This is a genomic window from Amycolatopsis sp. Poz14 (genome assembly GCF_006704225.1).
In the GTDB taxonomy this organism is placed as follows: domain Bacteria; phylum Actinomycetota; class Actinomycetes; order Mycobacteriales; family Pseudonocardiaceae; genus Amycolatopsis; species Amycolatopsis nivea.
In genome coordinates this window covers 7,244,871-7,271,854 of the sequence record NZ_JACLHD010000001.1, presented here as the reverse complement: position 1 = coordinate 7,271,854, position 26,984 = coordinate 7,244,871, and the positions used below count along the sequence as shown (strand labels likewise).

General features: G+C 70.7%; 29 protein-coding genes. 8 read left to right on the top strand and 21 right to left on the bottom strand.

Going from position 1 to position 26,984, the window contains the following annotated elements; translation table 11 throughout:
* The first annotated feature begins 63 nt into the window (after positions 1-63).
* On the top strand, positions 64-1,422 hold the full coding sequence (locus FKO37_RS33755; protein WP_238607154.1) for an MFS transporter: 1,359 nt from the start codon (positions 64-66) through the stop codon (positions 1,420-1,422).
* Positions 1,419-1,877 carry a MarR family winged helix-turn-helix transcriptional regulator gene (locus tag FKO37_RS33750; RefSeq protein ID WP_037819471.1) on the top strand — a complete coding sequence of 153 codons (459 nt, stop codon included), beginning with the start codon at positions 1,419-1,421 and terminating at the stop codon, positions 1,875-1,877. The genes FKO37_RS33755 and FKO37_RS33750 overlap by 4 nt, the downstream gene beginning before the upstream one ends.
* Positions 1,878-2,143: 266 nt before the next feature.
* Here FKO37_RS33750 and FKO37_RS33745 read toward each other — a convergent pair whose 3' ends face one another.
* Genes FKO37_RS33745 through FKO37_RS33730 form a run of 4 tightly spaced genes read right to left on the bottom strand, consistent with a single transcriptional unit; the run spans position 2,144 to position 7,144 of the window.
* On the bottom strand, positions 2,144-3,001 hold the full coding sequence (locus FKO37_RS33745; RefSeq protein WP_037819562.1) for an LLM class flavin-dependent oxidoreductase: 858 nt from the start codon (positions 2,999-3,001) through the stop codon (positions 2,144-2,146).
* Positions 3,002-3,033: 32 nt separating this feature from the next.
* On the bottom strand, positions 3,034-4,626 hold the full coding sequence (locus FKO37_RS33740; protein WP_238607153.1) for an amidohydrolase: 1,593 nt from the start codon (positions 4,624-4,626) through the stop codon (positions 3,034-3,036).
* Complete coding sequence (locus FKO37_RS33735) at positions 4,623-5,687, bottom strand: C45 family peptidase (RefSeq protein ID WP_238607152.1); 1,065 nt, start codon at positions 5,685-5,687, stop codon at positions 4,623-4,625. The genes FKO37_RS33740 and FKO37_RS33735 overlap by 4 nt, the downstream gene beginning before the upstream one ends.
* 20 nt (positions 5,688-5,707) lie before the next feature.
* Positions 5,708-7,144 (bottom strand): cytosine permease, encoded by a 1,437-nt coding sequence (locus tag FKO37_RS33730; protein ID WP_238607151.1) that lies wholly within the window; start codon positions 7,142-7,144, stop codon positions 5,708-5,710.
* 118 nt (positions 7,145-7,262) lie between these two features.
* On the opposite strand from FKO37_RS33730, the gene FKO37_RS33725 reads away from it, so the two are divergent.
* Entirely contained in the window at positions 7,263-8,288 is a 1,026-nt protein-coding gene (locus FKO37_RS33725; RefSeq protein ID WP_238607150.1) for a LacI family DNA-binding transcriptional regulator, read from the top strand.
* A 12-nt stretch (positions 8,289-8,300) separates the two neighbouring features.
* Here FKO37_RS33725 and FKO37_RS33720 read toward each other — a convergent pair whose 3' ends face one another.
* Both FKO37_RS33720 and FKO37_RS33715 read right to left on the bottom strand, forming a co-directional pair.
* Positions 8,301-8,729, bottom strand: a complete 429-nt coding sequence (locus tag FKO37_RS33720) for a DoxX family protein (RefSeq protein ID WP_037819481.1) — start codon at positions 8,727-8,729, stop codon at positions 8,301-8,303.
* 335 nt (positions 8,730-9,064) lie between these two features.
* Entirely contained in the window at positions 9,065-9,982 is a 918-nt protein-coding gene (locus FKO37_RS33715) for an NADP-dependent oxidoreductase (protein WP_037819483.1), read from the bottom strand.
* Between the two features lie 83 nt (positions 9,983-10,065).
* On the opposite strand from FKO37_RS33715, the gene FKO37_RS33710 reads away from it, so the two are divergent.
* The gene (locus FKO37_RS33710; RefSeq protein WP_037819484.1) at positions 10,066-10,632 is read left to right on the top strand and encodes a TetR/AcrR family transcriptional regulator; all 567 of its coding nucleotides are present in this window, start codon (positions 10,066-10,068) and stop codon (positions 10,630-10,632) included.
* Here the strand turns inward: FKO37_RS33710 and FKO37_RS33705 are convergent.
* Positions 10,616-11,224, bottom strand: a complete 609-nt coding sequence (locus FKO37_RS33705) for a TetR/AcrR family transcriptional regulator (protein WP_051729751.1) — start codon at positions 11,222-11,224, stop codon at positions 10,616-10,618. The genes FKO37_RS33710 and FKO37_RS33705 overlap by 17 nt on opposite strands.
* Before the next feature lie 67 nt (positions 11,225-11,291).
* Between FKO37_RS33705 and FKO37_RS33700 the strand changes: the two genes are divergently transcribed.
* Positions 11,292-12,146, top strand: a complete 855-nt coding sequence (locus FKO37_RS33700) for an SDR family NAD(P)-dependent oxidoreductase (RefSeq protein WP_238607149.1) — start codon at positions 11,292-11,294, stop codon at positions 12,144-12,146.
* Here the strand turns inward: FKO37_RS33700 and FKO37_RS33695 are convergent.
* The 5 genes from FKO37_RS33695 to FKO37_RS33675 form a co-directional block, all read right to left on the bottom strand.
* Entirely contained in the window at positions 12,139-13,161 is a 1,023-nt protein-coding gene (locus tag FKO37_RS33695; RefSeq protein WP_238607148.1) for a zinc-binding dehydrogenase, read from the bottom strand. The two genes, FKO37_RS33700 and FKO37_RS33695, sit on opposite strands and share 8 nt — an antisense overlap.
* 70 nt (positions 13,162-13,231) lie before the next feature.
* Positions 13,232-13,459, bottom strand: coding sequence for a hypothetical protein (locus FKO37_RS33690; protein WP_238607147.1), 228 nt, complete (start codon positions 13,457-13,459; stop codon positions 13,232-13,234).
* A 59-nt stretch (positions 13,460-13,518) separates the two neighbouring features.
* A complete protein-coding gene (locus FKO37_RS33685; RefSeq protein ID WP_238607146.1) occupies positions 13,519-14,337 on the bottom strand; it encodes an LLM class flavin-dependent oxidoreductase in 819 nt (272 codons plus the stop codon).
* Positions 14,338-14,394: 57 nt separating this feature from the next.
* Complete coding sequence (locus tag FKO37_RS33680; protein WP_037819487.1) at positions 14,395-15,222, bottom strand: hypothetical protein; 828 nt, start codon at positions 15,220-15,222, stop codon at positions 14,395-14,397.
* A gap of 79 nt (positions 15,223-15,301) precedes the next feature.
* Positions 15,302-15,610, bottom strand: coding sequence for a cupin domain-containing protein (locus FKO37_RS33675; protein WP_238607145.1), 309 nt, complete (start codon positions 15,608-15,610; stop codon positions 15,302-15,304).
* Between the two features lie 210 nt (positions 15,611-15,820).
* Between FKO37_RS33675 and FKO37_RS33670 the strand changes: the two genes are divergently transcribed.
* Complete coding sequence (locus tag FKO37_RS33670; RefSeq protein ID WP_238607144.1) at positions 15,821-18,958, top strand: GH92 family glycosyl hydrolase; 3,138 nt, start codon at positions 15,821-15,823, stop codon at positions 18,956-18,958.
* A gap of 105 nt (positions 18,959-19,063) precedes the next feature.
* Positions 19,064-20,323: a Bcr/CflA family multidrug efflux MFS transporter gene (locus FKO37_RS33665; RefSeq protein ID WP_037819491.1), complete on the top strand. Its 1,260-nt coding sequence runs from the start codon at positions 19,064-19,066 to the stop codon at positions 20,321-20,323.
* Positions 20,324-20,367: 44 nt separating this feature from the next.
* On the opposite strand, the gene lexA is transcribed toward FKO37_RS33665, so the two are convergent.
* Entirely contained in the window at positions 20,368-21,021 is a 654-nt protein-coding gene (gene lexA, locus FKO37_RS33660; RefSeq protein ID WP_037819493.1) for a transcriptional repressor LexA, read from the bottom strand.
* 117 nt (positions 21,022-21,138) lie between these two features.
* Here lexA and FKO37_RS33655 point away from each other — a divergent pair, with 117 nt between their 5' ends.
* A complete protein-coding gene (locus FKO37_RS33655) occupies positions 21,139-21,753 on the top strand; it encodes a hypothetical protein (protein ID WP_238607143.1) in 615 nt (204 codons plus the stop codon).
* On the opposite strand, the gene FKO37_RS33650 is transcribed toward FKO37_RS33655, so the two are convergent.
* From FKO37_RS33650 to bla, 8 genes are all read right to left on the bottom strand, one after another.
* Complete coding sequence (locus tag FKO37_RS33650; protein ID WP_308196559.1) at positions 21,754-22,209, bottom strand: MarR family transcriptional regulator; 456 nt, start codon at positions 22,207-22,209, stop codon at positions 21,754-21,756.
* A 21-nt stretch (positions 22,210-22,230) separates the two neighbouring features.
* Positions 22,231-22,593 carry a VOC family protein gene (locus FKO37_RS33645; RefSeq protein ID WP_238607142.1) on the bottom strand — a complete coding sequence of 121 codons (363 nt, stop codon included), beginning with the start codon at positions 22,591-22,593 and terminating at the stop codon, positions 22,231-22,233.
* Between the two features lie 65 nt (positions 22,594-22,658).
* A complete protein-coding gene (locus FKO37_RS33640; RefSeq protein WP_134666522.1) occupies positions 22,659-23,384 on the bottom strand; it encodes a decarboxylase in 726 nt (241 codons plus the stop codon).
* A 40-nt stretch (positions 23,385-23,424) separates the two neighbouring features.
* On the bottom strand, positions 23,425-24,159 hold the full coding sequence (locus FKO37_RS33635; protein ID WP_134666524.1) for a hypothetical protein: 735 nt from the start codon (positions 24,157-24,159) through the stop codon (positions 23,425-23,427).
* A 108-nt stretch (positions 24,160-24,267) separates the two neighbouring features.
* Positions 24,268-24,525 (bottom strand): hypothetical protein, encoded by a 258-nt coding sequence (locus FKO37_RS33630; protein ID WP_051729747.1) that lies wholly within the window; start codon positions 24,523-24,525, stop codon positions 24,268-24,270.
* Between the two features lie 143 nt (positions 24,526-24,668).
* Positions 24,669-25,409 (bottom strand): hypothetical protein, encoded by a 741-nt coding sequence (locus FKO37_RS33625; RefSeq protein WP_238607141.1) that lies wholly within the window; start codon positions 25,407-25,409, stop codon positions 24,669-24,671.
* Between the two features lie 138 nt (positions 25,410-25,547).
* Entirely contained in the window at positions 25,548-26,069 is a 522-nt protein-coding gene (locus FKO37_RS33620) for a D-alanyl-D-alanine carboxypeptidase family protein (protein WP_037819499.1), read from the bottom strand.
* A complete protein-coding gene (gene bla / locus FKO37_RS33615; protein WP_238607140.1) occupies positions 26,066-26,962 on the bottom strand; it encodes a class A beta-lactamase in 897 nt (298 codons plus the stop codon). Before bla ends, FKO37_RS33620 begins: the two co-directional genes overlap by 4 nt.
* Positions 26,963-26,984: the final 22 nt, after the last annotated feature.

The following is a 26,984-nucleotide window of genomic DNA, read 5'->3' as shown; positions in this document are numbered from 1 at the left end:
GCCATATGTACGTACATCCCGTACAGTAGTTCTGCAACAGAACTAACTAAGCGGGAGGCGGCAGTGACGATCGGCCTGGAGCGGGCTCGGCCGGCGGCGGTGCGGGACCATCCGAACGCCGGGTGGTTCGCCGTCGGCGCGGTGTGTTTCGGCGCGTTCATGGGGCAGCTCGACGCCAGCATCGTCACGCTTACTTTTCCCGCGCTGCAGCACGAGTACGGGGCTCCGCTGGCGGCCGTCCAGTGGGTGTCGCTCGCGTATCTGCTGGCGTTGGTGGGGCTGCTGGCCGCGGTCGGGCGGGTGGCTGACGCGGTCGGGCGGAAGCTCACTTACGTGCAGGGGTTCGGTGTCTTTACCGTCGCGTCGGTGGCGTGTGGGCTCGCGCCGACGCTCGGCTGGCTGGTCGCGTTCCGGGTCGTGCAGGCGATCGGGGCGGCGATGTTGCAGGCCAACAGCGTCGCGCTGGTGGTGCGCAGCGTCCGCGAGGACCGGGCGCGCGCCGCGCTCGGGGTGCAGGCGGCGGCGCAGGCGCTGGGGCTCGCGCTCGGGCCCGCGGTGGGCGGGCTGCTGGTCGACACCGTCGGCTGGCGGTGGGTTTTCCTGGTCAACGCGCCGGTCGGGCTGGCCGGGCTGATCGCCGGGCGCTACCTGCTGCCGCGCACTCGCGAGCGGACGCCGCTGGGCCGGTTCGACGGGGCGGGCGTCGGACTGCTCGCGACCGCGTCGACGGCCTTGCTGCTGGTGATTTCCGGGGTGTCCGGGCTGGACATGCCGGGGTGGCTGCTCATCGCGCTGGCCGCGTCGACGGTCTGCGCGGCGATCGGGTTCGTGCTGCGGGAGAAGGCGGCGAGCAGCCCGATCCTGCAACTCTCGGTGCTGCGGCCGCCGGTGGTTTCGCTGGGACTGGCCGGGGCGCTGTGCGGCTACCTCGTGTTGTTCGGGCCGCTGACGTTGCTGCCGCAGGTCCTCGGCACTGCGGGCGGAACCGGTGCGGTGCTGACGTGTCTTCCCGCCGGGTTCGCGGTGGCTGCGGTGCTGGCCGACCGGGTCCTCCCGGCGCGGCTCGGTTCCCGCGGACGCACCGTGCTGGGCGCGCTCGTCGCGGCGGCTGGCTGCGCGGCGCTGGGGCCGGCGTCCGCTCCTTGGGAGGTGGGCGTGTCGCTGGTGGTGGCCGGGCTCGGTCTGGGAGTGTTCATTCCGGCCAACAACTCGGCTGTCATGAGCGCGATCCCGGCGCGGATGTCGGCCACCGGAGGAGGACTGGTGAACATGGCGCGCGGACTGGGGACGGCGCTCGGCGTGGCACTTGTGACACTGTGCCTGCACACCGGCGGCGAAACGGCCGCGCTCGCGGTGCTGGCCGGAGCGGGCGTCCTCGCCGCGGCGACCGGACTGGCGGCCCGCCCGGAGCAGACCCAGTGACCGCGCCCGAACCCGCCCTCGCCGACGTCGTCGCCCGCCTCCGCCGCGCCATGCGGCGGGCCGCGCGTACTGCCGACCCGGACAACACGCTGTCGGTCGCGCAGCTGGAATTGCTGTCCTGCCTGTTCGAGAACCCGGGTGCGCGGCCGAGCCGGATCGCGCAATTGCTGAAGCTCGCGCCGAATTCGGTGACGACGATGGTCACCGGGCTGCGCTCGCGGGACCTGGTCACCCGCACCAGCGGCGGGGACGACCGGCGGACCGTGGCGCTCGAACTCACCGACACCGGGCGCGCCGCGGTCGAGCGGTGGCAGGGGCACAACGCCGCGATCTTGGCCGCGGCGCTGGACGGGGTGCATCCGGCGTGGCGGCATTTGATCGCGGCCGCGGTGCCCGCGTTGAACGAGCTGGTGGGGGCGATCGACGCGTTGGCGGAGTCGGGCCAGTCGCACTGAGGCTTTCCGGGGCTGACGGAGTTCGGTCCGGTGCGCTGAACTGGCGAGGTTTATGCCGCGGCCGCCCTGGTTGGCTTTGCTTGGCAGGGGGAGTCGGCGATTCGCGTTGGGCGGTCGCGGGGGCGGGCGGGGCGGCGGCATTCGGCTGCGTTGACGAGCGAGCGGCGGTCGATCGCACTGAACCGGGCGAGGCTCAGCCAATCCAACGGCAGCCCGGCACCGCAATCTCGGACAGCGACATCCGACCGCGATCCCAACCCCCGGCCCTACAGCGCAGGCGGACCCGCCTCCACCCGGCGCAGCACCGGTTCCAGCTTGTCCTCCTCCGCGCTCCCGAACGGCAGGCTTTCCTCCCACCACGTAACCCCCGCCTCGGCGAAGGGCTCGACCACCCCGCGCGCCTTGGCCGGGTCGGCGGGGCTCGTTCCGCCGAAGACCACGTCGAACGGGGCGTCGGTCTCCCGCTGGCTCCGGAGATAGGCGATCAGGTCCCGCACCTCCGCCAGTTCCGGCAGACCCGTCGGGCCGGCGGATTCGAAGATCGGCACCACCCCGTCCCAGCGGGCCGCGCGGCGCATCGGGCGGCGGTTGGGCCACCGGCCCGCCACCCAGACCGGCGGGCGCGGGCGTTGCACCGGCGTCGGCAGCAGCGTGATGTCGCGGGCGGTGAAGTGCTTGCCGGAGAACGTCACCGGTTCGCCGGTCCAGAAGCGGGCGATCAGGTCGACGCCCTCGTCCAGCTTCTCGGCGATCACCTTCGGGTCGGCGGATTCGCCGAAGTCGGCGTACTCCGCGTCGAGCGGCGCGCCCAGCCCGACGCCGAACACCACCCGGCCGCCGGACAGCTGGTCCAAAGTGGACACCTGACGGGCGAGCTGCTGCGGACGGCGCCGCGCGACCGGCGTGACCATGGGGCCGAGCCGGACCCGGCTGGTGGCCAAGGCCGCGGCGGCGAGCAGGATCCACGGATCGCCGAAGGGACGGCCGGGACGTTTGTCCAGCACCACATGGTCCCAGACGAACAGGCCGTCCCAGCCCGCCTCTTCCGCCGCCGCGGCGACCTTGGCCACCGCGCGAGGATCGGCGAAATCGCCGAAGTTGGGGATGCAGATCGAAAACCGCATGATCACCACCCTGCCCACCTCCGGCGAAGCCGTCAATCGGATTTGCCCGCCACGAACGTCTGGCGCACCCGGGCCCGCAGCAGGGCGTCCGGTGCTTCGGTGAACGGATCGACGTCCAGCACAACGAAATCCGCAGCCAAGCCCGGCGCGAGCTGTCCGGTCAAGCCCTCCCATCGGCACGCGTACGCGGCGTCGCGGGTGCCGTGCGCGAGGGCTTCCGCCAGGGGCAGGGCGTATTCCGGCAGGTTGGGTTCCAGATCGGGGTTCAGCGCGGAACGTCGGGTCGTCGCGACGTACATGTTCGGGAGCGGCGGATGGGGCGCGGTCGGGGCGTCGGAGCCGAACGCGAGGACGGCGCCGGCGGCGGTCATTTCCGTCCACGGGTAGCCGCGCTGTACGCGGTCGTCGCCCAGCATCGCGCGCCAGTTGTCCTGGATCGCCGGGTCCGCGTGCACCGGCTGCATCGACGCGACCGCACCGAGTTTCGCCAGGCGCTTGACGTTTTCCGGGGCCACGGTCTCCAGATGTTCGAGGCGATGCCGCCGGTCGCGCGGGCCGTTGACCTCGATCGCGTGCTCCAGCGCGGACAGCGCGATGTCCGACGCTTCGTCGCCGATCGCGTGCATCGCGACCTGCAACCCGGCCGCGTCCGCCGCCGCGACGACCGGGGCCAGTGCTTCCAACGGCCACAACGGGCCGGGGTGGCTGCCGTCCGCGAAGGGCTTTTTCATCGCCGCGGTACAAGTGTCGATGACTCCGTCGACCATCACCTTGATCCCGGCCACCCGCAGCCACGGTCCGGACAACCGCGCGCTCAACTCCGCCGCGCGCTCGACCTGGCGGAGGTCGTCCTCGGTGTTCCCGGTGCGCTCGATCAGCCAGTGGCCGGCAACGCGCAGGCGAAGCCGCCCGCCGTCGAGAGCACGTTCCAGCGCGGCGAGCTCGCTCTCGGAGAGCGCCATGTCGACCGCGGTCGTGACGCCGTCCGCGAGGTAGTGCGTGAACGCCGATGCCAGTGCGCGGTCGCGGTCGGCGTCGCTGGTCTGCTCGTCGAGGAAGTGCCGCATCAGTTGCAGCGCAGCGGTTTCGTAGAGCATGCCGTCCGGTTCGCCGGACGCGTCGCGCCCGATGCGGCCGTCGAGCGGGTCGGGCGTGTCGCGGTCGATGCCCAGCTCGCGCAGCGCGGCGCTGTTCACCCACGCGGAGTGGACGTCGTTGGCGGCGAGGTAGACCGGACGGTCCGGGACCACCGCGTCGATCAGGTTCCGGTGCGGCGCTTGCTCGCCGAGCGCGTCGAAAAGCCAGCTGCGGCCGAGGATCCGGGGTGCGGCCGGATCGTCCGCAGCGGCGCGGGCGAGCCGGTGCTGGATGTCCTCGGGCGAAGTGGCGGAGAACAGATCTACTTGCTCCAGCGCTTCGCCCATCATGACCAGATGGGTGTGCGCGTCGACGAAACCGGGGAGCACGAAGGCCCCGCCCAGGTCGACCACCCGCGCTTCGATCCGGTCAGCTTCGGCGGTGCTGCCTACGTATTCGATGGTTTCGCCGCGGACGACCATGGATTCCGCCCAGCCGGACGCGCTCGCGGTGAAGATCCGGCCGCCGCGGTAGTGCACTGCCGTCATCGGGCCACCACCGTCTCCGCCGCGACGAACGGGCGCCAGTCGGTCACCGTGTTCGGGCTGCCCGCGTGCACGCGCACGGTTTGGGCGGCCGGTTCGATCAGGACGGTGGCCAGCGTCGCCCACCGGTCACCGAATGCGGCATCCGCGTCCGGGACGCAGCACAGCTTCGGTTCGCCGGGTTCGGAACGGAGGAAGGCGACGAGGGCGACGGCGTGCGCGGGCGTCGGGTAATCCTGCGACCGGGTGGTCATCATGGCGTGCCTCAGCTGGGAATCCGGTTCGAAGAGTCCGCGCTTCTCGCGGGCGGCGGCGTCGGGGTCGAGAAAGTGGTTGGTGTGCACCAGGAAACCTGCTTCGGGGTCGAGGGTGGTTACTCCGGCCGGGCTCAGCTCGGCGCAGACAGCCGTGCCGGGATCGAGCAGCGTGAAGGCTCCGGACGTGCGGATCGGGGCTGTTCGCAGCAGGTCGAGGGCTTCGGCGGCGCTGCCTGCTTCGCCGAGGACGGCCGCGGCCAGCACGTGGACCGGGATTCCCTCGGCGGAGTCGTCCTGGTGGCCGAGGATGTTGAAGAACAGCCCGAGTCCGGCGCTGTTGACGCCGATCTTGCCGAGGATGCCGTGTTCGGTGATCCCGGCGAAGGCGTACCGCGTGCCGCGCACTTCCTGCGTGTGCCAGCATTCCGCGAGCTCGATGTGCCAGTCCCAGGTTTGAATGCCGTACGGGGCGCCGGCATCGGGGACGCGCACGAGGGTTGAGCATTCCGGCTGGGTGCTCGGTGCGGCGGCGATGATCTCGGTGCGCCCGTTGAGCGCGGCCGCCTGCCACAGTTCGATCCCGGCGCCCGCGGCGATGCCCGCGATCTCGTCGGCGTAGCGGCTCCGCCAGGCGGCGACGTTGTCCAGCAGCCGGAGCGCGTCGGTGCGGATTTGCTGTTCGGTGCGGCCGAGGGTGGCGAACCAGCGCAGATACAGCTCCAGCGCATCGGTCAGGCCCTCGCGCAGCTGGGCGCCGCGGGAAACTCCGCGGGCGTGCGGGTCCGGGTCGTTGACGAGCAGGTGCATCGCTTTCCTTGCGGTCGAGGTCAGGCGGTGGCGCGGGGGCGGCCGGCGAGCAGGTAGACACCGGCAGCGATCAGCATTCCCGCTGGCAGCGAGAAGTCAATGCCGCCGGCCGCGCTCGCGAGGAACCCGGTGTACATCCCGGGAACGGCCAGGCAGGACGCCGAAGCGGTCGCACCGAGGACGAGCGCGGCGATTCCGGCCCAGTGCACGCCGCCGACGTACCAGAACGGGCCGCCGCGGCGTTCGTCGGCGAGGGCGTGGCCGTCGTAGCGGTTGCGGCGCAGCAGAAGGTCGGTCACGTAGATCGCCATCATCGGGCCGAGCACGATGACCATCAGCTGCATCATGTCGTTGACTGCCTTGAGGAAATCCGACACGAGCAAGGCGTACAGGGTCAGCAGCACGCCGGCGGTGCCGTCCAGCAGAACGCTGCGGGAGCGGCGCAGGCGGACGCCGATCGCCTGCAGCGCGAGGCCGGAGCTGTACACGGTCATCGCGTTGTTGGCGATCGCGCCGAGGATCACCGCGATCAGGAAGATCGGCGTGAACCACGGCGGCAGCACGGATTCCAGCGCGGCTTGCGGATCGCTCATGTCCAAAGTGGTCGCCGCGAACGCTCCGAGCGCCGTGAACACGATGCTCGGCAGGAACGCTCCGGCGGCGGTCCAGGCGGCGACGGCGAACGGTTTGGTGTCGCGGGGGAGATACCGCGCGAAGTCCGCACTGTTGTTGTAGGACAAGGAAGCCGACGCGACCAACGCGACGCCGCCGGCCAGCGCCGCCCACAGCGCGACTCCGTGCAGCGGCGTCGGAGGCTGGTAGCTCCACGCGGTGTGCCGGATCAGGAATCCGCCCAGTACCAGGAAAACCGCGGTCGTCACGATCGCCAGGGGCAGGTAGAGGCGCACGATCACGGAGTGGCCGTAGACGCTGATCACCAGCGTCGCGGCGGCGATCGCGACGATCACGAGGACTTTGCCCATGGTGTTCAGCTCGATGCCGAGCCGCGCGCACAGGCTGAACGCGGTCACTGACGCGGCGGACCAGCTCAACGCCACGTAGCAGACCGAAACGAGCCAGCCGTTCAGGCCGATCACGAAGCGGTTGCCGCGGGTGCCGAACATCGCCCGCATGATGACCTCGCTCGGCGCGCCCGCCGCCGGGCCGCTGACCGAGACCAGCCCGACCAGCACCCAGCACAGGTTGCCCGCGACGATCACCGCGAGCGCCTGCAGCAGGCTCAATCCGCTGAGCACCAGCGCGCCGCCGACGACCAGGCTGAGGTAGCTGACGTTGGGCGCGGCCCACACCCCGAACAGGTCACGGGCGCGGCCGTGCCGTTCGTCGTCGCCGATGACGTCGATGCCGTGGGCCTCCACCCGCGGGCCGCGCCCGGACCGGGGCGGGGGCGGGGCGGACGTGCCGGGCGACACGGGCGGGGTGGCGGGAGCGGTCATGGCGAACCTCCGGACCGGGGAATCGACTCGGGCCACGGTAAGGACCCAAATCGATTTGGGCAATGCTCTCCGCAGGCGAGGTTCCAAAACGATTTGGGCGAGGTTAGGCTGCTGCGTCATGGCCGGGAAAAGAACGCGGGCGACCATCAAGGACGTCGCCCGCCGCGCCGGGGTCTCGCCGACGACGGTGTCGCATGCCTTCAGCGGGAACGGGACGGTCGCGGCCGAGACCGCGGAGCGGGTGCGGGAGGCGGCGCGCGAGCTGGGCTACCGGCCGGACACGGTCGCACGCGGGCTGCGGTCCAGCAGGCTCGGGGTGCTCGGGCTCGTGGTGCGGCCGCTCGACCCGTCGGACACCGCGTTCCTGGAGGGCGTCGACTACTTCCTGCGGTTCGCCGGATCGGCCGCGCTGGCCGCGGTGGAACGCGGGTACGGCCTGATGCTGGTGCCGGACCCGACGCGCGCCGACGCGCCCGCCGTCGGGCTCGCCTGCGACGGGTTCCTGATCACCGAACCGGTCGAGAACGATCCGCTGATCACCATGCTGGACCGCGAATGCGTGCCGTTCCTCGGCGTCGGGCGGGACCCGGCGCGGCCCGCGTCGCCGGACTACCTCGACCTCGGCACCGGGCGGATCGTCGCCGAGGTGCTCGACCACCTGGCCGCGGCGGGCGGGACGCGGGTCGCGGCGGTGTTGGGCACCGACCGCAACGAATGGAACCTGGACGCCGAAAAGGCTTATCTGGACTGGGTTCGCGCTCGCGGGCAGCAGCCGCTGGCGGTGCGTCGCGCGGAGGTCGCGGGGGAGGCGGGCGGCCGCGAGGCGGGAGAGGAACTGTTCGCACTGGCTTCGCCGCCGGACGCGGTGTACTGCCAGACCGGGCGGCACGCCGCCGGGGTGCGGGCCGCCGCGCTGGCGCGGGGCTTGGCGGTGCCCGGCGACGTGCGCATCGCCTGCGGCGCGGATTCCGATTCCGAGCACACCCGGTCGGGCGTCCCGCCGATCACCGCGGTCGATCTGCGGCCGGTGCAGCTGGCCCGGACCGCGGTCGCGGTGCTCGCCGATCGGGTCGAGGGGATCGAGCCGCCGGTCCCCGGGCCGGCGGAGTACGAGCTGATCGTGCGCGGGTCGACCCGGGGATAGGCGGTTGTCCGGCTAGGCGTGCGGGACCGCTCCGACGCGCGAATCCCGCGGCCGCAGCGCCGAAAGCGCCCCGCTGAGCGCGAGCCGGCCGGGGCCGGTGAACGCGATCAGCAGCAGCGCCCAGCAGAACATCGCGGCCGCTTCGCCGCCGTTCTCGATGGGGAAAATGCCTTGCGGCAGATGGACGGAGAAGTAGGCGTACGCCATCGACCCCGATCCGATCAGCGCCGCGACGCGGGTGGCGGCGCCGAGCAGGACGAGCCCGCCCGCGACGAGCTGGATGAGCGCGGCCCACCAGCCCGGCCAGGAGCCGACCTGCGCCGCGCTGTGCGCGCCGAGCACTCCGAACAGCGATTTCACGCCGTGGCAGGCGAAGAGGAACCCGACGACGATGCGGAACAAACCGAGCGCGTAATCCTGTGCCGCGTCCAGCCGGTGCATGATGCCTCCACATAGGACGACTCGGGCGGACGGCGGAGACGTCCGTTCGGACACCAGTACCGGTCCGCAGAGTGGTCCAGACCTTTCCTGGACCGGTGTCAAGGTATACCGGTGACCGGAGTCTCTCCGATACCTGCGAAAGTCAGGTTCCGCCCGATCCGCGGCGTGTGGTAACGGCTGGTGAAGGGGGCGGCGTCCGGTTCGGGGAAGCGGCGGGTCCGTTGGGGGGAACGGCGTTTCCGGCGTCTGCTGGCGGGGAGTGCGCCGGATGCCCAGCGGCGGGCGGCGGTCCGAAAACCAAGTCCGGACTTGGTTTTCGGTGCTGCGTCAACGGTTCACAGTGCGACTACGATCTTGCCGTGGACGTGCCGTCCGGCCTGCATCGTCACCGCCTCGCGGATCTGCTCGACCGGAAAGGACGCCGCGATCGGCACGGTGAGCTCGCCACTGCGGATCGCGGTGGTAATTCGTTCGAGGGCACCGGATTCCGCATCGAACGCACCCGTCGCGCGCACGCCTGGCAGCGCAGGACCGTCGGCGACGGTGGAGATCCGTTCGGGAGCCACGCCGAGTTCGAGGGCGGTCTCGGCCGTTTCCCTGCCGAACAGGTCGGTCGCCGCGGTGATCCCTTCGGGCGCCAAGGCGCGTACCCGATCCGCGAGGCCGGGGCCGTATGCCACGGGTTCGGCGCCGAGTTCGCGCAGGAAGCCGAACGTGCGCTCGGAAGCAGTCCCGAGCACCCAGGCACCGGCCAGTTTCGCCAGTTGCACGGCGAAAATGCCCACGCCGCCCGCCGCCCCGCCGATCAGGACGGTGTCCCCGGTGTGAAGCCCGATCGCGGCGAGTGCGGCGGAGGCCGTCAGACCGGCCACCGGAAGCGTGCTCGCCACCTCGTCGCTGATGCCCTCCGGGGTGCGCCACAGAGTCGTGGCGGGAGTCTTGACCAGGACGAAATCGGCGACGGATCGCCCGATCGCGCCCCCGAACACCCGGTCGCCCACGGCGAAACCGGAGGCTCCGGCTCCTGTTTCGTCCACTACTCCGGCGAAATCGCTGCCGAACCCGGCGGGCAGGGTGATGCCGAACCGCGCCGCCATTTCCGGCCGGGCGGCGATCTGCCAGTCCATCGGATTCAGCCCGGCGGACGTGACCCGGACGCGGACCTCGCCCGGTCCGGCGTGCGGCTCAGGCACCTCCTCCAGGTCGAGGACGTCGAGTCCGCCGAATCGGCGGTAACGGACAGCTTTGCTCATCGGGGGTTCTCCTCGGGCAGTGATGGGACTTGGTCTCATCAACCGTACCGCAGTGACGAGACCAAGTCCCGTAGACTGCTCCCATGGCTCGCTGGCAACCCGACGCACCAGGACGGCTCGCCGCCGCGGCGCTCGACCTGTTCGAGGAGCGCGGCTACGAGAACACGACCGTGATCGAGATCGCGGAGCGCGCGGGCCTCACCAAGAGCACGTTCTTCCGGCACTTCCCGGACAAGCGCGAGGTGCTCTTCGGCGGAAGCGCGCTGACCGGCCTGCTCGTCGACGCGATCGCCGCGGCGCCGCCCTCGGCCGGGCCGCTCGAGGCGGTGACGCACGCGCTGGACGTGCTGGGCAACGAGTTCTTCGCCGGCGACCGGCGCGAGTTCAGCGCCCGGCGTCAGGCGGTGCTGGACGCCAATCCGGAATTGCGGGAACGTGAAGCGCGCAAACGGATCGGTCTGGTCGATTCGATGATCGAGGCGCTAGGACGCCGCGGCGTCCCCGGCCGGACCGCGCAGGTGGCCGCGAAACTGGGCGGGCTCGCCTGGGAAATCGCGCACGACGAATGGATCGGGACAAGCGGCGCGGATTTCGCTTCGCTGGCAAGGGAAGTGCTTGCCGAAGTGCGCGAGGTCAGTGCTGCTTGGTGAGGGTGTCCGCGGGTTGAGACCGCGGCGGCCATCCGGATTCCAGCAGCGCGAATACCGACGCCAAAGCGGCAGCGGGATCCGGTGCGGTACCGGTGAGATCCGGGATCTCCAGCACGAACCGTGCCAAAGCCCGGACTGCCGGGTCGTCTGGCGGCAAGTCGCTTTCGTCGGCCAGTGCGGCGGTCAGTTCGGGTTCGCAGGAATGCCATAGGCGGCGCGCGTACTCGCGCAAGGCGGGCGTCTGCACGATCAGGTCCCGTTTCGGGGCGTGCTCCGGCGGGATGTCCGTCGAGTAAGGGCCGCGGGCGGCGAAGAATTTGTGCAGGGCGGTGAGAACCGGTTCGTCGGGGGCGCGATCCCGGACCGCGGCGACGATTCCGGCTCGGCGTTCCGAGCCGTCGTCGAAGATCAGGGCGTCTTTGCCGTCCGGGACGTGCGCGAACAGGGTCGCGACGGAGAGGTCGGCCTCTTCGGCGATCTGCGCGACGGTCACCCCGTCGTAGCCGTGCTTCAGGAACAGCCGCAGCGCGACCTCGTCCAGCCTGCGGCGGGTTTCGAGCTTGCGGCGTTCGCGTCGTCCTGTGTTGACCACCACCCCAGGGTACCCCAAAGCTGAAATGGGTCTAAAGTTGAAGTCACTTCAGTTTTAGGAGGGTGTCATGACGGTGCTGGTGACCGGGGGAAACGCGGGGATCGGCTACTTCGTCGCGGAGCAGTTAGCCGAGGCGGGGGTGGAAGTGGTCCTCGGCAGCCGGGACGCGGCCAAGGCGGAGGTCGCGCTGCGGGTGCTGCGCGAGCGGGTCCCGGGGGTGCGCGCGTCGTGGGCGCGGCTGGACCTTGCCGATCTGGCGTCGGTGAAGGGGATCGAGGTCGGGGAACTCGACGCGGTCGTGCTGAACGCGGGGGTGTATCTCGAAGGGCCGGAGCGGCGGGAGACCAAGGACGGCCACGAGACGACGTTCGGGGTCAACCATCTCGGGCATTTCGCGCTGACCGCGGCGCTTCAGGACCGGTTGAAGCCGGGGGCGAGGATCGTGACCATGGGCAGCTTCGCGGCGAAGTCAGCGAAGCTCGATTTCGACGATCTGCAGAGCAAGCGGGATTATCAGCCGAAAACCGCGTACGAGCGGTCGAAGCTCGCGCAAACGCTCTTCGCGCTGGAGCTGGATCGGCGGCTGCGTGCGGCCGGCAGCAGCAGGCTGAGTGTGGTCGCGCATCCGGGCGGAGCGCTGGACAGCCTGACGCCGGACCGGCCGCCGCTGCATGTGCGGAGCAGGAAGCTGAGCCTCGCGCGCATTGCCTTGCAGGGCAAGGACGGCGGCGCGCGGCCAGCGGTGCGGGCGGCGGCCGGTCCGGATGTCCACAGTGGTCAGATCTGGGGTCCGCGGGTGTTCGGGCTCAAGGGAAAGCCCCGGCCGGAGCCGGTGCGCGGGCCGTACGCGGACCCCGAAGCCGCCGCCCGGGTGTGGGCGGCGAGCGTGGAGCTGACCGGGGTCGAGCCGGTGTTCAGCTGACGTCGATCAGCACCTTCCCGGTGACGCCCTTCTCCGACGCCTCGTGCGCACGTGCGGTTTCCGCCAGCGGGAACCGGTGCACGGGGAGTCCGTGATCCGGGCCGAGCCGGAGCCCGCCGTCGCGCAGGGCGGCGTTCAGGTCTTCCGCGCCGGCGCGCAGCCGGTCCCATCCGACGGTGTAGAGCACCAGGAACTGGTAGCGGCTGTTGAGGAAGACGTTCTGTCCAAAATCGACAGTCACGGTCCCGGTGCCGCGGTCGTCGCCGTAGGCCGCGACCACCCCGCGCGGGCGGAGAACCGCGGCGTGCAGGGGAGCGTTCACGCCGACGGCGACCTCCACGATCACGTCGACCCCGTCCGGCGCGATTTCCCGGATCGCGGCGGCGACGTCTCCTTCGGTGTACCGCACGACATGCTGCGCACCGGCGGCGCGCGCGAGCGCTGCCTTGTCCTCGGTGCTGACCGTGGCGATCACGGTCGCTCCGGCCCAGCGCGCCAGCTGGATCGCGGCGTTGCCGACCGCGCCCGCGCCGCCGCTGACGAGAATCGTCTTGCCCGCCAACGCATTCGGAGCGAGCCGCTGCGGTCCGTCCTCCGCGACGGTGAGCGCGCGGTGCGCGGTGAGCGCCGGGATCGCGAAGGCGGCGCCCTCGTCGAACCCGGACTCGTCGGGGAGCGGGACGAGCCGGTCCGCCGGAAGCACGGTGTACTCCTGCGCGGTCCCGGACGTCGGCGAGTGCGCGGCGGCCAGCAGCAGCCACACCCGGTCGCCCACGGAGAATCCGTCCACCCCGGCGCCGACCGCGTCCACGACGCCCGCCCCGTCCTGGTTGGGCACGGACAACTCGGCCTCGACGCCGAAGCGGGAGCCGGAACGCGCCTTCCAGTCGGTCGGGTTCACCGCGGACACGACGATCCGCACGCGCACCTCGCCCGGCCCCGGCTCGGGCACGGCGAGTTCGGACAACGTCAGCACTTCCGGGCCGCCGAACTGGCGGTAGGTCACAGCTTTCACCCTCGGTGCAATGCCCCGGCCGGCGCGGCTATTCCCGCCGGGCGACCCGCTGCAGCTTCACGGGAGCGGATCAGCGCCCGGCGAGCCGCGCGATCACCGGCGCGAAGTCCTCGATGAACGCGCCGTTCACGCTGTAGTACGACACTCCGAGCTCCTCCCGCCGCCGCTGCAGCTCGTCGGCCATCGCGGCCGGTCCGCCGCGCAGGAGGGTGAGGGAGTCGTGCTCGACGAGGGTTTCGTGGTCGTGCCCGATGAAACCGCGGATCCATGGCGGGATTTCTTCGCCGACTCGGTGCAATGCCCCGGCCGGTGCGGCTATTCCCGCCGGGCGACCCGCTGCAGCTTCGCGGGGGCGGATCAGCGCCCGGCGAGCCGCGCGATCACCGGCGCGAAGTCCTCGATGAACGCGCCGTTCACGCTGTAGTACGACACCCCGAGTTCCTCCCGCCGCCGCTGCAGCTCGTCGGCCATCGCGGCCGGTCCGCCGCGCAGGAGGGTGAGGGAGTCGTGCTCGACGAGGGTTTCGTGGTCGTGCCCGATGAAACCGCGGATCCACGGCGGGATCTCTTCGCCGACGACGAAAATGTTCATCGCCAGTTCGACGTCCCGGCCGCCCGCCGCCGCGCGGATCTCGGCGGCGTACTCCGCGGTCTCGGCGCGGCTCGCGAGGACGCTGCCCGCGAGAGTGACGATGTCCGCCCGTTCCCCGGCCAGCCGCCGGGCTTTCGGTCCGCCCGCGGCGACCATCACCGGCGTGTGCGCGTCGCCGTCGAGGCGGCGCAGGTGCGAGATCGTGTCCGACACCTGGGCCAGCCGCTCCGGGCCGGTGCCGTACGGCAGGCCCAGTTCGGCGGCGGCCTCGCGCATCGGCGGGATCCCGGTGCCGATCCCCATCTCGAACCGGCGCTCGGTGAGCACGCTGAGGCTGTGCGCCTCCCACGCGGCCGCGCGCGGCGTGCGCAGCGGGCTGGCGTAGACGAACGTGCCGACCCGCAGTTCGGTCGTCACCGCCGCCGCGACGGCCAGCGCCGCGGTCGGGGTGGGGAGGCGGAGATTGTCCGGCGACAGCAGGGTCGAATATCCGAGATCCTCCGCGCGACGGGCCGTTTCGCGCCATTTCGCGCCGCCCTCCTGCGCTGCCGCGACGACCCCGAACCGAAATGTTTTTCCCGCCATGGCACCAGAAAACCACGGCTGCCGCACTCGCGCCAGCAAATGCGGCAGCCGGGTGAGTCAGCCGCGCTGGTACTGCTCCCAGGTCAGCTTCGGGTTGACCGCGGGGCCGTCGTCCTTGCCGTGGTTGGCGAGGCCGTTCTGCCCGAGGTAATAGGCTCCGACCTGGTGCTGCGCGCCCGAGGACAGATCCGGGTCGTTCACCGCGATCGCGTGGATGTGGTAGCCCCAGTCGCCCTGGGACGGCGTGCGCACCCAGGCCGCGAACCCGACTTTCCGGAGATCCTTGGCGAATTCAGTGCGGGTCGCCGAGGACATGTTCGCCACCGAAACGTCGAAAGCGCCGCCGCCGTCGTGCGTTCCGGCCGACGCGCCGACGCCGCCCGGGTTGTACGAACCCTGGGTGAGGCCGACGTCCTTGCCGAACAGCTTCTCCGCCGCCTGGAGCATCGCCTTGGTGCGCGTGTTCAGCGTGACGCCGTGGTAAGTCACGTGGCTGCCCGCGGACACGACGTTCGACACCGTGTACTTGCCGGAGCCGAGCTTCTCCAGCGAGGTCTTGCCGGGCAGGCCGGACGCGTCGATTCCGGTGTAGCCAAGGGATTTCTGGTACTTCGAGTAGGCGTCGATCGTGGTGGTGCCGAAGTAGCCGTCGACGTACTTGGCGTCCAGCAGTCCCTTCGCCTGCAGCGCCTTCTCGACCAGCAGGACGCTGTCGTGCGCGCCCGGGGTCTGCGTGCTGTCGGCGCGCTGCGGGTCGATCTGGGCCGCGAGCAGCACGGCCTCCATGTTCGCCGCCGGCAGCGCCGCGGCTACGCCCGGAACGGCGACGGCGACCGTGGCCGCCGCCGCGGCTCCGGCGGTGAGCACTGCGAGTTTCCTGAGCATCCGTGTCCTCCCGGTCCTGGTCGGTCCGGGCCGAGCATCGCCGAACGGGATACACGGGACGTACAAATGCGGCTCGACCTCACTCCAGCCACTCGGTGACGAACCGGTCGTTCTCGTGGATGTGCACCGCCTCGTACGGTTCGGGACCGAGGGAAACGAACTTGTGCGGGGTGTTCGCCGGAGCGACGAGCACCTCCCCGGCGACGCCCTCGCGCTGCTCCTCGCCGATGGTGAACAACGCGCGCCCGCGCTGGATGACGAAGGTTTCGCGGTAGGGATGCCGGTGCAGCCGCGGTCCGGTGCCGGGCTCGGTGGCGTATTCGCGGATGACGGAGACGCCGGAGCCGACTTCGTACCCCTCGACGTCCCGGGTAGCAGGTTCTGTCATGTCCGTCGAGGTTAGCCCGGCAGGCACGCGAAGCGCAGGTCTGTGCGGAAACCCCGGACGGAATCTGATTCCCGTACGGACCTCCGCAGGAGTCTGCCGTGCCGCCGGTCGGATGTCTGTCCGGTCGAAACCGGCCAGATCTCTGTCATCCGGTTGACCTCGCCGCCCGCGAGCCGGAAAGGTCGGACAACACGAGGTCTGGGAGGTGCTGTGCGGTACTCAGTCGTGGCAGCGTTGGCGACGGCGGCGGTCGTCGGAGCGGGGACCGTCGCGGCGGCCGCGCCGCAGGCGGCCCTGGTCGGCGATCCGGCGGCGTACGTGGATCCGCTCATCGGGACCGGCCGCGGCGGTACCTCCGTCGGCGAGATCAACAACTTTCCCGGGCCCGCGGCGCCGTTCGGGATGATGCAGTTCTCGCCGGACACCGACGGGTCCTACGCCGGCTACCAGTACCACAGCGACAAGATCCGCGGTTTCAGCCTCGACCACGCGTCGGTCGGCTGCAACGCGTTCGGCGACGTCCCGATCCTGCCGGTCACCGGCGACGTCGGGGCGAAACCGTGGGACCGGGTCGAGCGCTTCACCCACGACGGCGAGCAGGCTGAACCCGGCTACTACGCGGTCACGTTCCCCGATTCCGGCGTGCGCACCGAGCTGACCGCGACCACCCGCACGGGGATGGCGGCGTTCACCTTCCCGGCGGGGCAGAACGCGCAGGTGCTCGTGAAGGGCGGCGCGAGCCTGGCGGGCAACTCCGCGGCGGGGCTGCGGATCACCGGCGACCGCGAGGTCAGCGGCCAGGCGACGACCGGCCATTTCTGCGGAAAGCCGAACACGTACACCGTCTTCTACGACATCACCTTCGACCGTCCGTTCACCGCGCACGGCACCTGGGACGGCAAAACCGTCCAGCCCGGCAGCGACCAGGTCGACGCGCCGAAAGCCGGGGCGTACCTGACGTTCGGCGACGCCGGCGTGGTCCACGCGAAGGTCTCGATGTCCTATGTGGACGTTCAGGGTGCGAAGAAGAACATGACCCCCGGCTGGGACTTCGCCGCGATGCGCAAGGGCACCAAGGACGCCTGGCGCGACGCACTCGGCCGGATCCGCGTGGCGGGCAAGGACTCCGCGCAGCTCAAAACGTTCTACACCGCGCTCTACCACGGCCTGATGCACCCCAACACTTTCAACGACGCCGACGGCCGCTACCTCGGCTTCGACAACCAGGTCCGCACGCTCCCGGCCGGGCATTCGCAGTATGCCAACTTCTCCGACTGGGATACCTACCGCTCGCTCGCGCCCCTGCACGGCATGCTGTTCCCGAAGGAAGCCAGCGACATGGCGCAGTCGCTGACCAACGACGCGGTCCAGGGCGGCTGGTGGCCGCGCTGGCCGATGGCCAACGGCTACACCGGGCAGATGACCGGCGACAGCTCGGTCGCGCTGCTGTCGAGCCTCTACGCCTTCGGCGCGCGCGACTTCGACGTCAAGACCGCGCTGAAGTACCTGGTCAAGGGTGCGACGTCGGTGGACGAGACGCCCGGCGCGTACCAGGAACGCCGGGGGATCGCGGACTACCTCGCCCGCGGCTACCTGCCCAACAACGACGCCTCCCGCGGCGACCACGCCCGCGTCGGCGCCTCGATCACGCTGGAATGGGCGATCGACGACTTCGCCATCTCGCAGTTCGCCGGCGCGATCGGCGACCGAGGCGTCGCCCGCGACTTCGCGAAACGCGGCCAGAACTGGCAGCACCTGTTCAACCCGGCGACCGGCTACCTGCAGCCGCGCGGCCAGGACGGCCGGTTCCCGGACGGCCCGGCCTACCAGCCGCCCGCGCCCGGCACCTTCGGCCAGGACGGTTTCGACGAGGGCAACGCCGCGCAGTACACCTGGCTCGTGCCGCAGGACACGGCCGGGCTGGTGACCGCGATAGGCGGTCCGGCGGCGGTGTCCGCGCGGCTCGACACGTTCTTCCAGAAGCTCAACGTCGGCCCGAACGAGCCGTACATGTGGGCGGGCAACGAGCCCGACTTCGGCGTTCCCTGGATGTACAACCACGTCGGCCAGCCGTGGAAGACCCAAGAGGTGGTGCGCCGGATCGCGACCACGCTGTTCAGCGCTACGCCGGACGGAGAGCCTGGAAACGACGACCTCGGCGCGCAATCGTCCTGGTACGTCTGGGCCGCGCTGGGCCTGTACCCGTCGACTCCGGGCACGCCGGACCTCACCGTGCACAGCCCGCTGTTCGAGCGCGCGGTGCTGACCCTGCCCGGCGGCCGCACGCTGGACATCCGCGCGCCGGGAGCCTCGACGACCACGCAGTACGTCCACGGCCTCGCGCTGAACGGGCACCGGTGGGACCGGACGTCGCTGCCGCAAGATCTCGCGCGCAACGGCGGTCGGCTCGACTTCGCGCTGTCCGCGCAGCCGGACCGGAACTGGGCGGCGAACACGCAACCACCGTCCTATCGGGACAACGAGGAACCGTTCGTCGGCTCGGTCGCCAACCAGGTGACCCTCGAACCGGGCGGCTCCGGCACGGTCGCGGTGAACGGCCAGCGGCTCGGCGGGCACCTGCGCTCGCTGAACCTCTCGACGTCGGCGCCCGCCGGGATCACCGTGGCCGGACCGCGTTCGGTGTGGCTCGACAACCACACCGGCGGCGGGGAAACGGACCTGACCGTGACCGCGGCGGCGGGCACTCCCGCGGGTTACTACGAAGTGCCGGTGACATTGCGCGGAGCCGGACATGCCGTTTCTTCCTCGGTAATTGTTTTGGTCGCGCCGAAGGGAAGCCTCGCCGGCGCCTTCGGCAATGCCGGGATTTCCGACGACGGCGACGGCGGTTCGGCGAATTTCGACGGTGCCGGGAACAGCTATTCGCGGAAAGCGCTGGCGGACGCCGGTCTCGCTCCGGGTTCGACCGGACACGCGGAGGGCACGACGTTCGTCTGGCCCGCCGCCCCGTCCGGCCGTCCGGACAACGCCGTGCCGTCCGGGCAGAAGCTCGATCTAGGTGGAACTTCAGCCGCCCGCCTGCTTTTCGTCGGTTCGGCGACGAACGGAGACCATCGCGGGAGCGCGACGGTCGCGTTCACCGACGGCACGACGGCGACCGCCGATCTTTCGTTCGGTGACTGGGTGTTGCCGGGCGGAAAAACCGAACCAGTGTTCGGCAATACGCTCGTGGCCCGCACCGCGTACCGGAATCAGCCCGGCGGCCAGGGAATCGGCGCCTCGGTCTACGCGACGTCGCCGCTGGAAATCCCGGCGGGCAAGAAGATCGCGACGGTGACGCTCCCGTCCGATCCGGACCTCCACGTATTCGCCCTCGGCCTCGGCTGAGTTTGTCAAGCGGGATTCCCAGGGTGTGATCTGTTCGGGGGTTCCGGAATTTCTCGGCCCCCTTCGTCGTAAGTCACTGGCGTGCTCACGACGAAGGGGAGTGGCGTGAACGAAACACGCGAAGCGCCGAAGGCCGGGAGCCAGCTGAAGCTGGTGCTCGTGCTGGGCGTTCTGGTGGCACTGGGGCCGCTGTCCATCGACATGTATCTGCCGGCTCTGCCGGACATCACCCGCGAACTGTTGACGACGGAGTCGACGATCCAGCTGACCCTCACCGGAACGGTGCTGGGGCTCGGCCTGGGCCAGCTGATCGCCGGCCCGCTCTCGGACGCGATGGGGCGGCGGATCCCGCTCGTCGCGGGAAGCGCGATCCACGTGCTCGCGTCGCTGCTGTGCCTGGTCGCGCCGACGGTCGAGCTGCTGAGCGCGGCGCGCGTGCTGCAGGGGCTGGGCGCCTCGGCGGGCGCGGTGCTGGCGCTGGCCGTGGTGCGCGACCTCTACACCGATCGCGCGGCGGCGAAACTGCTGTCCAAGCTCATCCTGGTGATGGGCGTGTCTCCCGTGCTGGCCCCGACGCTCGGCAGCGCGCTGCTGGCGTGGACGCACTGGCGCGGGGTGTTCGTGGCGCTCGCCGCGATCGGGCTGGCGAGCGGCGTCGCGGCGGCGCTGGCGCTGCCGGAGACCCTGCCGCCCGCGCGGCGGCAGCCGTTCAAGGTCCGGGCGACCATGCGGTCCTACCGGACGCTGTTCACCGACCGCTCGTTCGTCGGGCTGGTGCTGGTGGCCGGGTTCGCGATGGCCGGGCTGTTCGCGTTCGTCAGCGGCGGATCGTTCGTCTTCCAGCAGCAGTACGGGCTCGACCAGCAGCAGTTCGGCCTGATGTTCGGGGCGAGCGCGGTGTGGCTGATCGCCGCGACGCAGGTCAACGCCCGGCTGATGAACCGGTTCGAACCGCACCAGGTGCTGCTTTTCGCGAGCGTCGCGGCGGCGGCCTCGGCCGCGGTGCTGCTGGCGACCGCGCTGACCGGCTTCGGCGGCATGTTCGGCGTCGCGGTGCCGGTGTGGGTGGTGCTGTTCTTCGCCGGGCTGATCCTGCCGAACGCGCCGGCGGTCGCGCTCGACGCGCACGGCGACAACGCCGGGACCGCGGCGTCGCTGCTGGGCGCGGTGCAGTTCGGGGTCGGCGCGGCGGTGTCGCCGGTGGTCGGCCTGCTGGGCAACAACGCGGTCGCGATGGCGACGGTGATGTTCGGCGGACTGGTGGTGTCCGGCCTGGTGCTGTGGCTGGTCGCGCGGCCGTGGCAGGGCCGGGCGGCCGAGCCGGAGGTGCTGGCCGACACCCGGGTCCCGGTGGCCGTCGACTGAGATCGCTCGTGGGTGGCGGTGCCGGTGCGCCCCGGCATCGCCGCTCACATGCTGCGGAGCACCGAGACGACCACGCCGAGCACCGTGGCCCGGTCGCCGTCGATCACGTCGTAGGCCGGGTTGCGGGGCTCGAGGTAGACGTGCCCGTCGCGGCGGCGGTAGACCTTGACCGTCGCCTCCTCGTCGATCATCGCGGCGACGATCTGGCCCGAATGCGCCTCGGGCTGCTGCTTGACCACGACGATGTCGCCGTCGCAGATCGCCGCGTCGACCATCGAATCGCCGCGCACGCGCAGCCCGAACACGGTGCCGCGGCCGGTGAGACCGCGCGGCAGCTGCATGACGTCGTCCACGTGCTCCTGCGCGGAGATCGGCGTGCCCGCCGCGATGTCGCCGACCACCGGCACCGGCACGGAGTCGCTGCTTTCGCGCGTGGGCAGGTCGCCGAGGAAGGCGCGCACGTCGATCGGGCGGGAGACGTTGGGGCTGCGCCGCAGGAACCCCTTGTCCTCCAGCGCGGCGAGATGCTTCGACACCGAGGACGTCGACCGCAGCCCGACCGCTTCGCCGATCTCGCGCGTGCTCGGCGAGTATCCGTGCCTGCCCACCCAGTCCCGGATGGTGGCGAGGATGCGCTGCTGCCGCTCGGGCAGGGCCGAAGCGTCCAGGTCGTCGAAGACGTCGTCGTAGGCGGTCACGGGCCGATCGTAGACGGCGGGCGGGCCGGTCGCCGGGGCCGGGGCGGTTGTTCCACTGTGGACGGTGGATGCGCTTGGTAGAGTGTTCCCTCCGGAGGGTGACGGAGGGGACCGGGGATGACTCAGCCGGCAGTACGGCCGAAGGTGACGGGGATCGGCATCGCGGTGGCGGTGGTCCTCGCACTGCTGGAGATCTATGTGGTACTCGGCGGATTCTGGTCGGTCGGCACAATCGTGAGCGTTGGAGGCCGCGCTGGCCCGTCCAGTTATCTGTCTGCGGCGTCCCTGGTGCTCGCGATCGTGGTGCTCGTCGGCATCGTGTTGATTTTCGCGCGGCGGCAATCGGTCGGCCGGATTCTGCTGTGGGGCGCGCCGGTGCAGCTGCTGTGCGCGCTCGCCGGGGTGATCCTCGCTCATTCCTGGTGGGACACCATCGCGTTCGGCGTGATCACGATCCTGGCGGTGGTGCTGTGGCTGCCCGCGGTGTCCGCGAAGACGCCTCCGCCCATGGGATACGGAATGCCTTACGGGGCACCGGTTCCGGGGATGCCGCAGTATCCGATGGGACAGCAGTATCCGGGGCAGCAGTATCCGCAGCAGTACGGCGCTCCGGGAATGCCGCAGCAGTACCCGCAGCAGCCGCAGTATCCCCAGCAGCCGTATCCGCAGCAGCCGATGCCGGGGCAATGGCCCGCCTCCGGCCCGCCGCAGCAGAATTGGCCGGGCCAGTGATCACTGTCCGGCGAAGTGCCGCTGCTCGTCTGTGACCTCGGTGAGCACCCGCTTGAACTCGGCGTACTCGTCCCGGCCGAGGCGCTGGGCGTGCCGGTCCTCGATCCCGGCGAGAATGCGGGTCGAGGCCGCGATCATGGCTTCTCCGCGTTCGGTCGGGCAGACGAGTTTCGCCCGCCGGTCGGCCGGGTCGGGGCGGCGTTCGACGTAGCCGAGCGTCGCGAGTTCGTCGACCATCGTGCCGATGACCTGCTTGCGCCGTCCGGAGAGGCGGGACAGTTCGGTCGCGCGGGCGCCGTCCGGGCCGAGGTAGGCGAGCACCGCGCCGTGCCGGGGGCTCAGGTCGGCGAAACCCTCGGCGGCCAGCGCGGTGAACAGTTCCCGCTGCACCGCGAACAGCAACCGCCCGGCGAGCATGCCGAGGTCGGGGTGCGCGGGCATTCGGGGGTCGGGCACGGCGGCGATCGTAGCGCGGGGTCAGGACCGCCGGGGGAGGACGCAGAATTCGTTGTCTTCGGGGTCTTTCAGCACGATCCAGTGGTCGTTCTCCGGATCTTCCACGACTTTCGCGCCAAGGGTGACGAGGCGGGCCACTTCGTCGCGCTGTTCCACGGTGTCCGGCGCGATGTCCAGGTGCAGCCGGTTCTTGACGGTCTTCCCCTCGGGCACCGGCTGGAACAGCAGCGACGGCCGGTCCGGCGCTTTCAGTTCGACGTAGGCGAGTCCGTGGCTGTCCGGCCACCGCTCGGCAGGCGGGTAGCCCAGCGCTTCCCGCCAGAATTCGGCGAGTGCGTCGGCGTCTCGGCAGTCGACGGTGACGGCGATCAGGTGGCTGCTCATGATCGGGGAATTACCCGCGATCGGCCGCGGTTATGCCCGGGATCTTGTTTGTCCACAGTGGACGGTCAATGCGGGTGGGCGAGCAGCGTGCCGAGACCCGGTCCGGCGGCAGGCCGGCCGAGCAGGGTGAGGCAGTGCCAGAGCGTCACCTGTGTCGCGGTCAGCACGGGTTTGCCCGCCCGGTTTTCGAGTTCGGCGAGCAGCGGCGCGGTGTGCAGGGCGGTCTCCGGGAGCAGGACGGCCTGGGCGTCCGGCGAGGCCGCGGAATCGACCAGTTCGCGGATGCGGCCGCTGTCCCACGCCGCCAGATCGCGGTCCGAACCGGCATCGGCCGACACGGCGTGCACAGTCGCGATGTCTTCCTCGGCAAGGAACGCCGAGAACGCGTCGGTGATGTCCGGCGCGTACACCGAGGCGAGCGAGATCCGCTTGAGTCCGAGCCGGTGCGCGGCGGCGAGAAACGCCAGCGACGTGCTGCTCGCCGGGACGCCCAGCGCGTCCGTCAGGGCACCGGTCTGCGTCTTGGCCACGGCGACGCCGTCGAGGAAACTGCAGCTCGCGCACGCCCAGCTGACCACGCGCGGGGACGTCGTGAACTTCGCCGCCGTCTGGACCAGCCGGTCCGGCTCGCTCAGCTCGCGCACGGCGGTCTGGACGTTCTCCCGCTCGACGACGCGCCGCGCCCAGGGGACGTAGGCGAACTCCACGCCGGGCCGGGCGTCCAGGCATCCGGCGAGGGCGGTGAAGTCGTCCTCGGCGCAATCGCGAGTGGGATACAGCAGACCGATCATCTCGGGCAGTGTCGCACTCGTTCGCCCGGACGGCAGAACTTCAGGAGCCGGGACCGGAGTAGATCTCGTCGGCGGAGGGGGCCTTGGCCGGGTGGGGGTCGCCCAGGTCGAGGTCCAGCGCCCCGTCCCGCGGGGACTCGTACCGCATCAGGGAGTAGGTCGTCCCGAAGCGCCCGAGGTAGATCGCCTTGCTGCCGTTCCGGTAGCGCACCGCCGGAGTGCCCTCCAGGTCGACGAGTTCGCCCGCGGAGTAACCGGGCTGGCCGAGCTCGTCGGCGGCGGAGTCGAGGAAGGAGTCGCAGTCCAGGAGGTCCTTCAACTTCGCGCCACGGCCGTGGAGCAGCGGAGCGTCCGCCGGCAGCCATTTGCCGTCCATCGTCGACATGGCTCGGGCGGACAGTCCGGTGATCTTGGCCAGCGCGGCGGTGACTTTGATCCACACCTTGTCGCCGACGCGCACCAGCGACAGCGGCGCGCCGTCCTTCTCGATCGAACCGCTCGCACTGTCGTGGTTGAGCTGCAGGTCGACGGTGAGGCCGTCGGCGCTCGTGCCTTTGAGGTGGACCGCCCTGGCCATGCCCAGTTCGTTCGCGACGGTGTCCCCGACCGTCGCGGCATCGGGCGGCGCGTCGAACGGCTTGACCGGCGAACTCGCCGCCGCGCTGACCAGCGGCAGGGTTGGACTCCCTCCGGAACCGGAGCAGGCAGCGCACGCGAGCGCGGCCGCAATGGCACCGCAGCGCAGGAGGAGACGGTTTGGGACCGGGCGAGTCATGCGGTTTCCGTTCGGGACAGGCCCGGGACACCCCCGGGCGCATCCGGTTATCGCCCGGTCCGGCGGTTCGTTACGGCTGTGGTCCACAGTGGACGCGAGGCTGTCTCGTCAGGAACCGGGACCGGAGTCGAGCGACACCCACTTGTCGTTCACCATCGCGGCGGCCTCGGCGGGCAGTCCGGCCTTCTTGGTGAGCGACTTGCTGAACCGCATCCAGATCTTGTCGCCGACGCGCAGCACGGGGACCTCGACGCCGTCCTTCTCGATCGAGCCGCTGACGCTGTCCTTGTTGAGCTGCAGGTCGATCTTGATGTCGCCGCCGCTGTTGACCGTGCCCTTGACGTGGACCGCGGTCGATTTCTTCATCGCCGCCTTGATGGCCGCGGGGTCGAGCGGGTCGGCGGTCCGTTACGGCTTATCTCGGCCCAAAGCGGATTCGTGACGCTGCGGTCCACAGTGGACGCAAGGCCCCGCGCTCCCGAACGGCGTGGGAACGCGAGGCCGTCCGGTCAGGAGCCGGGGCCGGAGTAGATCTCGGCGGCCGGCGGGGCCTGGGCCGGGACGGGCTGGTCCCAGCCGCTGAATTCCATCGTGCCTTCCGAGGGGGACTCGAGCCGCAGCAGGCGGTGGGAGCCCTCGGCTTCGAGGAAGATCGTCCGGCTGCCGTTCTTGTAGCGCAGCGCCGGGGTTCCCGCCACGTCGGCGGGCTCGGCCGCGGAGTAGCCGGGCTTGTCGACGTCGTCGGCCATGGAGCCGATGAAGACGTCGAAGTCCATGAACAGCTTGAAGACCTCGCCCATGCCCTGGGCGAGCGGGGAGTCGAGCGACACCCACTTGTCGTTCACCATCGCCGCGGCCTCGGCGGGCATCCCGGTCTCCTTGACCAGCGACTTGCTGAACCGCATCCAGACCTTCTCGCCGACGCGCAGCACCGGCACCTCGACGCCGTCCTTCTCGATCGAGCCGCTCACGCTGTCCTTGTTGAACTGCATGTCGACCTTCATCTTGCCGTCTTCGCTCTTCGTGCCCTTGACGTGGACCGCGGTCGACTTCTTCATCGCGGCCTTGACGGTCGCGCCGACGGTGGCGGCGTCGGGCGCGGCGGGCGAACTCGCGGCAGCGCCGGCGGCGGGCGGCGGGGCGGCGTTCCCGCCGGAGCCGGAGCCGGAGCAGGCGGTGCACGCGAGCGCGGCGGCGGCCGCTACGGCGCCCCAGCGCAGGAGGAGACGGTTCGAGACCGGGCGAATCATGCGGTTTCCGTTCGGGACAGGCCCAGGACGCCCCCGGGCACATCCGGTTATTCGCCCGGCTCAGGCTTTCGTTACCGCTTGTCCGGTTTCGTCACATATCTGTGACTCACGGCCTGGTCCACAGTGGACGAACCAGGCTCAGCTGGCGGCGCGGGTGGCGGCGAAACCGGGATGCGGCAGCCGCTGCGGGCGGCCGTCCGGGTGGTACTCGAAATGCCACCATTCGTTGTCGTACACGCGATACAGGCCGAACCGTCCGCCGTGGGCTTCGAGCCACTGCGCGCCTTCGTAGGGCCGCACGTCGAGCGCGACGCCCCGCACGTGCTGCGATTGCGCGGGCGGGAGCGTGAGGTGCAGGGCGAGTTCGTGCGAACCGGCGCGCTGGACTTCGGCATGGAACAGGTCGGCCTGCGTCGCGGCGTCCCGGTGACCGGAAGTCAGGCCGAGCAGGATTCCGTGCCGCCACAACGCTTCGGTGCGCGCCGCGGTGAATGCGGCGTGCGTGCCGGGGGTGAGCCCGGCGAGGTTTTCGGCCGGATAGCGGGCCCCCAGCGCCCACTGGCACGCGACGTGCCGTGCCCGGCCCCGCGCGACCACCCACGCGACCGGCACGAAAAGCACCGCGAGCACGTGGGTGACCACTCGGTAGATTCCGGTCACTGCAACGCCTTCACGACCGCGGCGGCGGCCTGCGCGATCAGCTTGTCGTCGGTCTTCGCGTCCTTCTGCGGGCGATCGGACAGCACAGTGAGCACGATCGGCGCGCGGTGCGGCGGCCAGAGCACGGCGATGTCGTTGCGCGTGCCGTAATCGGCGGACCCGGTCTTGTCCGCGACCTGCCAGTCCGCGGGCACGCCGGCTCGGATCACGTGCGCGCCGGTGGTGTTGGCGCGCATGATCTTGGTCAGCACGGCCTGTTTGTCCGCCGGGAGTCCCGAGTCGAGCGCGACGGCGCGCAGGTCCTTGGCCCAGACTCGCGGGGTGGTCGTGTCCCGGACGTCACCAGGGCTCGTCTCGTTGAGAGCGGGCTCGATGCGGTCCACGTGGGTGACCGTATCCCCCAGCCGGCGCAGCTCCGCAGCCAGCCCGGCGGGACCCCCGATTTCGCGGAACATGAGGTTATCCGCCGTGTTGTCGCTGTAACGCAGCGCAGCGTCGAGGACGCTCTGTAACGACATTTGCTCCCCGATGTGCTTCTCCGTAATCGGGGAATTGGGCACGAGATCGCTTTGCCGAATCGTGACCGTGCGGGTCAGATCATCCCCGCGGTGCAGGATGGCTGCCGCGTTGAACACCTTGTGCGTGGAAGCGTAGGCAAACCGGTCGTCCGCGTGATAGGCGACCTCGCGGCCGTCGCCGGTGTCGATCGCGTAGACGCCGAGCCGGGCGCCGAAAGCCTTCTCCAGCGCGGCGAAATCCGGCTGCGCGACCGTCTTGGCCGCCGCCGGCGCGGCGGACTGCGCGGAACTCGCCGGGGCGTCCGGTGGTGCTGGTGTGGCACATGAGGCTAGCGCGACCAATGCGAACGCGGCCAGGGTCAGCCTGCGGAACACGGGGTTCTCCCTCCGAAGTCGA

Excerpts from the sequence above, each read along its gene's own strand:
- FKO37_RS33680 (WP_037819487.1), bottom strand. The coding sequence starts at position 15,222 with ATGCTCAGGAAACTCGCAGTGCTCACCGCCGGAGCCGCGGCGGCGGCC.
- FKO37_RS33740 (WP_238607153.1), bottom strand. The coding sequence starts at position 4,626 with ATGACGGCAGTGCACTACCGCGGCGGCCGGATCTTCACCGCGAGCGCG.
- FKO37_RS33675 (WP_238607145.1), bottom strand. The coding sequence starts at position 15,610 with ATGACAGAACCTGCTACCCGGGACGTCGAGGGGTACGAAGTCGGCTCC.
- FKO37_RS33735 (WP_238607152.1), bottom strand. The coding sequence starts at position 5,687 with ATGCACCTGCTCGTCAACGACCCGGACCCGCACGCCCGCGGAGTTTCC.
- FKO37_RS33625 (WP_238607141.1), bottom strand. The coding sequence starts at position 25,409 with ATGATTCGCCCGGTCTCGAACCGTCTCCTCCTGCGCTGGGGCGCCGTA.
- FKO37_RS33720 (WP_037819481.1), bottom strand. The coding sequence starts at position 8,729 with ATGCACCGGCTGGACGCGGCACAGGATTACGCGCTCGGTTTGTTCCGC.
- FKO37_RS33635 (WP_134666524.1), bottom strand. The coding sequence starts at position 24,159 with ATGACTCGCCCGGTCCCAAACCGTCTCCTCCTGCGCTGCGGTGCCATT.
- FKO37_RS33745 (WP_037819562.1), bottom strand. The coding sequence starts at position 3,001 with ATGCGGTTTTCGATCTGCATCCCCAACTTCGGCGATTTCGCCGATCCT.
- FKO37_RS33645 (WP_238607142.1), bottom strand. The coding sequence starts at position 22,593 with ATGAGCAGCCACCTGATCGCCGTCACCGTCGACTGCCGAGACGCCGAC.
- FKO37_RS33655 (WP_238607143.1), top strand. The coding sequence starts at position 21,139 with ATGACTCAGCCGGCAGTACGGCCGAAGGTGACGGGGATCGGCATCGCG.
- FKO37_RS33725 (WP_238607150.1), top strand. The coding sequence starts at position 7,263 with ATGGCCGGGAAAAGAACGCGGGCGACCATCAAGGACGTCGCCCGCCGC.
- FKO37_RS33730 (WP_238607151.1), bottom strand. The coding sequence starts at position 7,144 with ATGACCGCTCCCGCCACCCCGCCCGTGTCGCCCGGCACGTCCGCCCCG.
- FKO37_RS33685 (WP_238607146.1), bottom strand. The coding sequence starts at position 14,337 with ATGGCGGGAAAAACATTTCGGTTCGGGGTCGTCGCGGCAGCGCAGGAG.
- FKO37_RS33710 (WP_037819484.1), top strand. The coding sequence starts at position 10,066 with ATGGCTCGCTGGCAACCCGACGCACCAGGACGGCTCGCCGCCGCGGCG.
- FKO37_RS33700 (WP_238607149.1), top strand. The coding sequence starts at position 11,292 with ATGACGGTGCTGGTGACCGGGGGAAACGCGGGGATCGGCTACTTCGTC.
- FKO37_RS33640 (WP_134666522.1), bottom strand. The coding sequence starts at position 23,384 with ATGATCGGTCTGCTGTATCCCACTCGCGATTGCGCCGAGGACGACTTC.
- FKO37_RS33630 (WP_051729747.1), bottom strand. The coding sequence starts at position 24,525 with ATGAAGAAATCGACCGCGGTCCACGTCAAGGGCACGGTCAACAGCGGC.
- FKO37_RS33715 (WP_037819483.1), bottom strand. The coding sequence starts at position 9,982 with ATGAGCAAAGCTGTCCGTTACCGCCGATTCGGCGGACTCGACGTCCTC.